Source organism: Desulfosarcina cetonica JCM 12296 (assembly GCF_001311845.1).
Lineage (GTDB): Bacteria > Desulfobacterota > Desulfobacteria > Desulfobacterales > Desulfosarcinaceae > Desulfosarcina > Desulfosarcina cetonica.
In genome coordinates this window covers 1-669 of record NZ_BBCC01000532.1, presented here as the reverse complement: position 1 = coordinate 669, position 669 = coordinate 1, and the positions used below count along the sequence as shown (strand labels likewise).

Below are 669 nucleotides of genomic sequence, written 5' to 3'. Positions count from 1 at the left end.
CCCGCACCTGGCGCCGGTGTCCGCGCGGATGCCCACCAGGATCGGATTGCCTTTTTCGTCGTATTCGGCACGCAGGCGGCTGAATGTCCCCAGGGTCATGCGGGCAAAATAGTCGCTGGCCCTTGAAATCAACGGGCCCTGGTGCTTTTCCCGGTATTGTTCCACCGTGCGGGCCAGGATCGACGCGGCCATTTTCAGGCAGGCATACTGCTCCACGTCCGACTCCAGACGCGCCAAAAGGCGTTCGGCGGCTTCGGCCCGCTCGGCAGCCTCGGCCCGGCCATCCATGCGCTGGCACTCGGCCGTCTCGCTGCCAATGGTCTGATCCAGTTCGGAACGTTCTCGCTCCCATTGGTCGATGGCATCGGCCAACTGTTCCAGCTCGGGTTCAATACTGTCGGCATCCACGGCCGACGCCTGGGCGACAAAATCCACCACCGTGCGCCGGCACCGAGATGGCGCAGCTGATCGTCGACCGTCTGGAGGATGCGGCGCAACGCCGCGCACCGCAGGGCCCGCGCTTCTGTTTCGGCCAGGTCATCCGGATGTTGGCAGCCGGCTTCCCCACAGAGGATCTCGAGCATGGCCTGGCCCTCGGCCTGGCGCTGCCGGGCCTCCACCTGGGCGAGACGCAGGGATTCACATTGCTCGGCAAGGCTGACCTGGCGG

General features: G+C 65.9%; 2 protein-coding genes. One reads left to right on the top strand and one right to left on the bottom strand.

The annotated features are described in order from the left end of the window. A partial coding sequence (locus JCM12296_RS35420) for an ATP-binding protein (protein ID WP_218188475.1) occupies positions 1-435 on the bottom strand: 435 nt, incomplete at its 3' end. A 20-nt stretch (positions 436-455) separates the two neighbouring features. On the opposite strand from JCM12296_RS35420, the gene JCM12296_RS35415 reads away from it, so the two are divergent. Then, on the top strand, positions 456-669 hold a 214-nt coding region (locus JCM12296_RS35415), incomplete at its 3' end, for a hypothetical protein (protein ID WP_157068232.1).